Source organism: Streptomyces sp. NPDC090445 (assembly GCF_044769385.1).
GTDB lineage: Bacteria > Actinomycetota > Actinomycetes > Streptomycetales > Streptomycetaceae > Streptomyces.
Genome location: NZ_JBIVXV010000009.1, coordinates 233,563 through 241,835, shown reverse-complemented (window position 1 = coordinate 241,835; position 8,273 = coordinate 233,563). Strand labels below are relative to the sequence as shown.

The window sequence follows — 8,273 nt, the reverse complement described above, 5'->3', positions numbered from 1 at the left end:
CAGCCCCGACGAATACGAACGCCGACACCACAGCGTTAAACTCACGCTCGCCGCGTGATCAATCCCCGCGTGCCCACCTTCACGGGGGAAGGCCCAACAGCACCTCACGATGCTCCGCCAAGAACGCGAACACACTCCCCGCTGGAATCAACTCCCGGCAGGTCTCCCACACATCCGGCCCGACCGTCTCCCCGGCCCATTCTCCCTGCATGCCAACAAGACTGGCCCCAACTCCACCGAGCTGGGGCCACAACCCGAGATTTTCAGCAGCCTTCTAGGCCGGGCGCATCTGTTGCATCAGTGCGGGAGCGACCTGCCGAACTGAGAACCGTCTCGACCATGAAGCCCCGCCCGAGTCCCATGCCTCGACTCTTCAAGCGCATCAGCCGTGGCGATCCTTGGGCAACGTTGCCTCTGCGCCAGTGGACGTGCTGGTTCAGGCCTACCCACTCGGAGGGGGAGACGCCGAAGGGGCCTGATGCTTCGGAGCTAGGATGCCCGTGGTTGTCGATCAAGGGGGCGCAATATGCGGGGCGTTGAGAGGCCCGAACTACTGCCGGACTGCGACGTTCCGGCTCGAGACAGAACGCCCGACGATTTCATCCTGACCTGCCTGGTCCGATTGGCCGATGACTCGCTCGGCGATAACTGGCGAGCTTCCAGCCTGCACGCGTGTGAGATCCGCGGTGGGGCGGCACTGGCAGCGGCATCGTTCGTGGTCAAGGCTCCAGGGCCCTGGTACGAGGATTTGCAGCGCATCCTGCGCCTGTCCGGCGTTGATGTCGACCGGCCGCCCTACTCCTATGCCGAGTACACCGTCGGTCTCTGCTATGTCGCGGGCACCAAAGGGCTTCCGGCAGGACTGCGTCACCGGGCAGCCGACGCTCTGGTGCACCGCGCGAATGATGCGGGCTACTCGGAGGCCCGAAACCTGCTGCCCAGGAACGGCTGGAACTGGTTGGCGGACGCTGTGCGCGAGGGATGGGCCGTGTGGACCGCGAACCTTTTCGCCAATGATGAGAACGCCCCGCTCTCTGCACGTATGAGAGTCGGCCTTGCCCTGGCCGAGTACGAGCACCCGGCCGGCTTCATACCTGAGGCCGTGGAGCGGCTTGCGGCGCACTCGGATGCAGCAAGTGCGGACCGTCTTGAGTTGGCAATGGCTGTTGCGCAACGCGCTCCCGAGGACGCGGCGAGTTTGTTGTGCAGCGTCGCATCGGACCCGGTCGTCCAGGCCGGGCACCGTATGCGGGCCATCCAAAAGTTGGACGGGATTGCCCCGGAGGAGGCCGAGAGGATGCGCGCCCTACAGACCCGCCTTCCGTCGGTGCGGGCAGCACGTGACCAACAGCGAGAAGCCGCCGAGCGTGCGCGACACGAAGCAGCAGCCAAGCGTGCACGGGAGACTCCGGAGGCTGTGGTGGAACGGCTCGACTCCAAGATCGAGGAGATCCTGGACGACCTTCGCGGCCGGGGTTCGGCCGATTGGTTGGCCGACGGGCTCGACAATCACATTGCGGAGAGCGACGGGGAGGGGGTCGCCCAGGACGTCACAGCCATCTGCAGCCTGGTCTTTGATGAGGACGTCGAATCCGCGCTCCGCCTACTGGAGGAACTGACCCAGATCAGATATGGCAACGACACTAAGTCGACACCGAATAGCGCTGACCCTGATGCGCCGTGTGATCCGGGCTTCCCGAGGCTGACCCGGGAGGAACTGGAAGAGTGCGCGCGTGCCAAAGCCGAGCGGTCTTGGTCGTTTTGGAAGGGACTCGTGGAGAAGCACGGCTGGGATAACGACCGGTTTGATGAGCTCGATCGTCAGTTGACCGAGGTCAACCAGGACGGGGGAGAGACCATCCACCAGAAGGCAGGTGATCACCTGAGGGAACTCCAACAGCACCTGGTTTGGGAGCTGTGGCCCGCCCTCGTGGCTGCCGCGGTGGAGAGGGACTACGGCGCTGCTCGGGAGTACCTCGCAACGGCGCGCAGCCTTTCGGGCGAGGTAAGGCGCGCCGAGGAGTTGTGGCGGGAGACCTCGGCCGAGAACTACTTCTTCGATCCGCTGACTATGTCGTGGCCTCGTGAGTTCTGGCTGGTCCTGGAGGAATGGCGCCGCGGTACAACCGGGGGCTGATGGCCGCCAGGGGTGGTCGGTCGCGGTGCATCGAGCGACCGACCACCACCAGAGCGAGCCCGCACCGGTTCCGGCTCCCGGTCAGTCCTCCGGGGTGCCGTTCGTGGACCACTCGTTGGCGAAATGCTCCATCTGCTTCAGGACCAGGTTGATGGCCTCGGGTGCCTCGTCCGGCGGGTAGTTGCGGCGAGCCAGGAGACGCTTGATCGCACTGCGCAGGCGGGCACGGACCGCCTCGCGGGCGATCCAGTCCGGCTTGAGCTTGCTGCGGACCTCCGCGACCAGTTCGCGGGCGATGCCGGCCAACACCTCGTCGCCCATCACCGAACGCGCCGTGCCATGGTCGGCGACGGCGTCATAGAAGGCCAGCTCGCGCCAGTCCAGCGGCGGCTCGAACTTCTCGCCGCGCCGGGCGTCCTCCATGACCTCCTTGGCCATCTCCACGAGCTTGGCGATGAGCTCCGCGCTCGTGCACTGTTGCCGCATGTACCGGACCATGAGGTCCTGCAGTCGCTCGGAGAAGGTCGTGCGCCGGACGATGTTGTGCCGGGTCACCTCGCGCATCTTCCGCTCGATGAGCCTCCGCAGGGCCTCCGCCGCCAGGTGCGGCGTCTCGCTGCTCTGCAACTTCGCGACGAGCGCGTCGTTGAGGTGCGTCAGATCGGCGGTCTCCAGGCCGGCCTCGGCGAGCAGGTCGGTCACGCCGCCGGTCTCCACGACCGAGGACGTCAGCTGCGCGAGGTACAGCTCGACATCACGGGCGATGGGCAAACCACGGGCCTCGCGCTCCATCGCGTCGTACTTCGCCATGTAGGCGCGGACCTCGACGAAGAACTGGACGTCCCTCCGCCAGGCCGGGTGGTCCGGGAAGCGCTCGCCGATGTTGGTCGAGCTGCCACAGAGCGCGTAGAACCGCTCCAGACGGTACGCGTGATCGCGGAAGCGCCGACCGAGCGTCTGGCGGGGGTCGTCGAGCTTCTCCGGGTCGTTGCCCGCCGTACGAGGGTCACGAAGGTAGTTCGCGGCCCGGATCGCCGCATCGATGAACGCCGTCTTGGACGGCATGCCCAGGCGCGTGCGCCAGTCGAAGCCCCGCAGGATGTCGTTGAGGATGTCGTACTCGTTGCGCAGCTCGTCCAGCGTCCGGTTGAGGTCCTGGCCGAGCGTACGGTCCTGCTGGTCGGCATCGGTGTACTCGGCGATGGCCCGCTGGAGGTTCTCGGTGAGCGGCGCGTACCCGACGAGGAGGCCGTCCTTCTTGCCCCGGAAACGGCGGTTGACTCGGGCCAGGGCCTGCATCAGGCCGGCTCCCCTGAGCGGCCTGTCCAGGTACATCGTGTGGACGGGTGGCGCGTCGAAGCCGGTCAGAAGCATGTTGTTGACGATGAGCAGCTCCAGCTCGTCGTCGGGGTCCTTGGCCCGATTGATGACGGTCTTTCGGCGGCTGTCGCTCAGTGCGTGAGCGAGTAGACGGTCGGGGTCCTTGCGCGAGTTCGAGGAGAACACGATCTTCATCGCGCCCTTGTCGACCTCGTCATTGTGCCAACCGGGCCGCAGCTCGCACAGGGCGTCGTACACGCTGACACAGATCTCGCGGGTCGCGCACACGATCATCGCCTTGCCCGTGGCGCCGCCCGTCTCGGAGACCCCGACGAACGGCTGCATCGCCGTGCGCCGCGTCTCCCAGTGCCGTACGAGGTCGGCGGCGAGGTCCCTGATACGGGCGGGCGCGCCGTACATCGCGTTCATCGTGGCGACGGCCTGCTCGACGCGGCGGCGCTCGACGTCGTCGAGCCCATCGGTGATCCGGTCCGCTTCCTCGTCGATCGCCGTCGGGTCGACGTCCCGGTCCAGGACGAGGCGGATCACCCGGCTCTCGTGGAAGACCTTGACCGTCGCTCCGTCGTCGGCGGCGCGCTTGAAGTCATATTTATCGATGTAATTGCCGAACACCTCCCGCGTGTTGTGGTCAGCTTTGGAGATCGGCGTACCGGTGAACGCTAGGAGTGTGGCGTGTGGGAGCGCGTCGCGCAGGTGGCGGGCGTAGCCGTCAAGGTTGTCGTAGTGGCTGCGGTGTGCCTCGTCGACGACGACCACGATGTTGCGGCGGTCGGAGAGCAGCGGGTGGTCCGCGCCGGACTCCTTCTCCTCCTTGGTACGGCCGAACTTCTGCAGCGTCGTGAAGAGGATGCCGCCGACCCGCTTGGCCGCGAGCTCTTCGCGCAGCTCCGCCCGGGTGAGGACCTGCTTCGGCGTCTCCGGGAGGATCTCGCTCTCCAGGAACGTCGAGTACAGCTGGTCGTCGAGGTCCGTCCGGTCCGTGATGACCACGACCGTCGGGTTCAGCAGCGCGGGGTCCTTCATCACCATGGTGGTGGTGAGGACCATCTCCTCGGACTTGCCCGAGCCCTGCGTGTGCCAGACGACGCCGGCCTTCCCGTCGCTGGCCGCGGCCTCGCGCACGGCCTTGGCCGCGCACTTCACCGCGTGGTACTGGTGCGGCTTGGCGATCCGCTTCATCCGCTTCGACGGCACGAAGTTGACGAAGGACCCGATGAGGGTGAGGAAGCGGTCCTGGGTGAACAGGCCGTGGAGTGCAAGGTTCTGGCCCGACTCCCATATGCCTTCGGCGTCGAGCAGGTCGACGCGCTGGCCGAGATCGTCCGTATTCCACGGCGCGAAGTGCTCGTACGGGGTGAACGGCGTGCCGTATTTGGCGGTGATGCCGTCGGAGAGCAGAACAACCGCGTTATAGCGGAAGGCGGTCGGGAACTCCTTGACATAGCGGGCGACCTGGGAGTGCGCATCCTGCAGCGTGGCGTCCTCGTCACCGGCGCGCTTGAGTTCCAGGACAGCGAGGGGCAGGCCGTTGACGTACAAGACGAGGTCGAAGCGGCGGTTCTTCTCACCGTCGATGACGGTTACCTGCTTGAGGACGCGGTACACGTTCCCATCCGGGTCGTCGAGGTCGACGAGTCGGACGGTGGGGTTGTGCTCGGCGCCGAACGCGTCGGTGTACGTGACGGACCGGATGCCGGCGGTCAGGTAACCGTGGGCCGTGCGGTTCTCCTCGTACGTGTCCTGAGAGGTCGGCGTCACGGCAACGGCGACGGCATCCCGGACGGCATCCAGCGGCAGGTCAGGATTGAGCCGCTCCACTGCCTCGCGAAGATCTGCGTACAGGGTCAGATCGTCCCAGGACTTCCGGTGCCCGGAACCGGGTGCAAACTCGTTCCCGGAGGCACTCTCCCAGGCGAGCTCGGCAAGCTCATCAAGAGCGAGCAGCTCCCAGTCGGACTCGTGGGGCCGGTGGTTCCTTCTGTCGTCACCGTCGGAGGGATACGTCATACGTGGTCCTCGACAATCCTCTCGGCGTCTTTGACGCGGAGCCGGCCGGACATGAGCTGGGGGAGGAGAGTGTCGCGAAGGGCGGCAAGAGTGCGGGACTCGACGACCGCCTGATGCGCACGTTGCCGCAGCCCCATGGCAGCCTCCTCGAACTTCTCCCGCTCCTCGGGCGCGGGGAACGGAAGCGGAGCCTCTTTGAAGAGATCGGCCCGGACCGCCGGGTAGGCGCTACCTTCCGCGGTGCCTTCCAGGTACGCCTGGAACTCCGGGGCCCTGGTCGCCTCGTACAGGAACGCCGGTCCCACGGAGACAGGGGTCAAGACTGCCAGTCCGGTGGAGAATACGAGGTCCTCGTCGGCGTCCAGCACCAAGGCGTGGGAACGCCGGTTGGGCCTAACGGTCGACCACACGGTAGAACCTGCAGGAGCCAGCCGACGGGCCCGGCCGGGGGCATCGCTCCACTCGATTCGGTCCGGCCACTCGTAGAAGCCCACACCGACGCTCGAGATATCGATGTACCGTACAGCTCCCTCCCGCTTCGGTTTCACCGATCGAGAGTTGACCAGCGCAACATCGCTGATTTTGACCTCGCCGGGTGCCGAGCGGCTAGCGATCAAGGCCGAGAACATCGCCGAGACGAGCCGGTCCGTGGTGGTCGCGATGTGCTCATTGACGGCGATCTTGTTATCCAGTGCTCCAAGTGCGGAAGCGATAGCTTTCTGCTGCGGATAGCCGGGATCGGGGATGCGCACCTTAAGGAGCTCGGGCTGACGAATTCCCGAAACGGTTGTGCCGCTTGCTCGATTATGCAAGTCGGCTTGCACGGTTTCGAACTTCAAAGCGTAATAAAGGTACCGACCGTCAAGGACGTCCGACTTGCCGCGAAGCGCATAGAGGCGTTGCGCAATTGCCAACGGCTCATTGTCGGCGACAAGCGCACACTCACCGAGTGGGGCTTCCGAGGTGAGGATGACATCGTATTTTTGGAGAGGGTTGGGCATCCAGCGGGTGTAGGTATCCCGAGAAATGAACCGAGCCTCCTTAAATGAAATGCCGCCGTTCTTGATTGCTTTTGCAGATAGGACTGGAATTCCGGAATCCGTGAAAGGGGGGTTCTTTCCTCGGTTGTCAATCAGGAGTTCCAGAGAGTCGCCCAGTACAAGCTCAGACATCGACCCTCCCCAACTGCTCCCGCACCGTCTTCTCCAGCTTTGCTGACCTGTCGAACAGCCTGTACAGCTCTTCTGTCAGCGTGGCAATCCTCCCCGCCACCGCTTCCGCGTCCTCTTCCTCGCCCTCGACGGCCCCCACGTACCGCCCCGGCGTCGTAACGTAATCGTGCTGGCGGATAGTCTCCAGATCGGCCGAGAAAGAGAACCCCGGCTCGTCCTTGTGCGTCAGCCCCTCCGCACGCGCCGACGGCGTCCCCCGCCACGCGTGATACGTTCCGGCGATCTTGGCGATGTCGACGTCGGTCAGCACCCGCTCGGTGCGATCGACCATCTCGCCCATGTTCCGTGCGTCGATGAAGAGGATCTCCCCGCGCCGATCCTCTAGCCGCTTTGCACCCTGCGGAGACTTGTCCTTGGCCAGGAACCACACGCACGCAGGAATCTGGGTGGTCCGGAAGAGTTGTGACGGCAAGGCCACCATGCACGCCACCATGTCCGCCTCGACCAGCGCCTGCCTGATCTCACCCTCGCCGTTCTGCTGGGAGCTCATCGAGCCGTTGGCCAGGACGATGCCGGCCGTGCCGCGCTCGCCCAGCTTGGACACCATGTGTTGGAGCCAGGCGTAGTTGGCGTTGCTCCTCGGGGGGACGCCGTACTTCCAGCGGGCGTCTCCCTCGTCCCGTGGCCAGTCCTTGATGTTGAACGGCGGGTTGGCCATCACGAAGTCGGCCTTGAGATCCGGGTGCTTGTCGTCGGCGAAGGTGTCGCCCCAGCGCGCGGCCAGGTTGCCGTCGATGCCGTGGATGGCGAGGTTCATCTTGGCCAGGCGCCAGGTGCGCTCGTTGAGCTCCTGGCCGTAGACGGCGATGTCGGCCTTGTGGCCCCGGCCGCGGTGCGCCTCGATGAACTTGCTGGCCTGGACGAACATGCCTCCCGAGCCGCACGCCGGGTCGTACACACGCCCGTTGTACGGCTCCAGGATCTCCACGATCAGCCGGACCACCGACTGCGGGGTGTAGAACTCGCCGCCCCGCTTGCCCTCCGCGCGCGCGAAGTTTCCGAGGAAGTACTCGTACACCTCGCCCAGCACGTCCTGTGCCGGCTTGCCCTCGGTGCCGCCGAAGCGGGCGTCGCTGATGAGGTCGACGAGTTCGGCCAGGCGCTTCTGGTCGACGTTGTCGCGGTTGAAGATCTTCGGGAGGACACCGGTCAGGGAGGCGTTCTCCCGCATGACCGCGTCCATCGCCTCGTCGAGGAGCTTGCCCACACCCTGGCTCTTGGCGTTCGCGGCGATCCACGACCAGCGGGCGGTCTCCGGTACCCAGAAGACGTGGGCACCGGTGTACTCGTCGCGGTCCTCCAGGAAGTCGCCGATCTGGTCCTCGGAGATGCCGTCCTCGGCGAGCTCCTTGGCCAGTTCGTTGCGGCGCTCGTCGAAGGCGTCCGAGACGTACTTCAGGAAGATGAGGCCGAGGACGAACTCCTTGTACTGGGCGGCGTCGATGGAGCCGCGCAGCTTGTCGGCCGCCTTCCAGAGGATCGCCTGGATCTCCTTGGCGGTGGAGGCGCTGAACAGCTCCGCCTGCTCGGTGGGCTTCTTCGTGCGCGGTGGCATG

4 protein-coding genes are annotated in these 8,273 nt (G+C 65.6%); 1 reads left to right on the top strand and 3 read right to left on the bottom strand.

Annotated features, from left to right (window positions below; translation table 11 throughout):
- The first annotated feature begins 526 nt into the window (after positions 1-526).
- Positions 527-2,137, top strand: coding sequence for a hypothetical protein (locus ACIQUT_RS20755; RefSeq protein WP_403564431.1), 1,611 nt, complete (start codon positions 527-529; stop codon positions 2,135-2,137).
- Between the two features lie 81 nt (positions 2,138-2,218).
- On the opposite strand, the gene ACIQUT_RS20750 is transcribed toward ACIQUT_RS20755, so the two are convergent.
- The 3 genes from ACIQUT_RS20750 to ACIQUT_RS20740 are packed head-to-tail and all read right to left on the bottom strand — an operon-like array spanning position 2,219 to position 8,272.
- Positions 2,219-5,485 (bottom strand): type I restriction endonuclease subunit R, encoded by a 3,267-nt coding sequence (locus tag ACIQUT_RS20750; RefSeq protein ID WP_403564429.1) that lies wholly within the window; start codon positions 5,483-5,485, stop codon positions 2,219-2,221.
- Positions 5,482-6,657 carry a restriction endonuclease subunit S gene (locus ACIQUT_RS20745; RefSeq protein WP_403564427.1) on the bottom strand — a complete coding sequence of 392 codons (1,176 nt, stop codon included), beginning with the start codon at positions 6,655-6,657 and terminating at the stop codon, positions 5,482-5,484. Before ACIQUT_RS20745 ends, ACIQUT_RS20750 begins: the two co-directional genes overlap by 4 nt.
- Complete coding sequence (locus tag ACIQUT_RS20740; RefSeq protein WP_403564425.1) at positions 6,650-8,272, bottom strand: type I restriction-modification system subunit M; 1,623 nt, start codon at positions 8,270-8,272, stop codon at positions 6,650-6,652. The genes ACIQUT_RS20745 and ACIQUT_RS20740 overlap by 8 nt, the downstream gene beginning before the upstream one ends.
- Position 8,273: the final 1 nt, after the last annotated feature.

Bases quoted from the DNA above. Each gene is read 5' to 3' on its own strand.
- ACIQUT_RS20755 (WP_403564431.1), top strand. From the start codon at position 527: ATGCGGGGCGTTGAGAGGCCCGAACTACTGCCGGACTGCGACGTTCCG.
- ACIQUT_RS20750 (WP_403564429.1), bottom strand. From the start codon at position 5,485: ATGACGTATCCCTCCGACGGTGACGACAGAAGGAACCACCGGCCCCAC.
- ACIQUT_RS20745 (WP_403564427.1), bottom strand. From the start codon at position 6,657: ATGTCTGAGCTTGTACTGGGCGACTCTCTGGAACTCCTGATTGACAAC.
- ACIQUT_RS20740 (WP_403564425.1), bottom strand. From the start codon at position 8,272: ATGCCACCGCGCACGAAGAAGCCCACCGAGCAGGCGGAGCTGTTCAGC.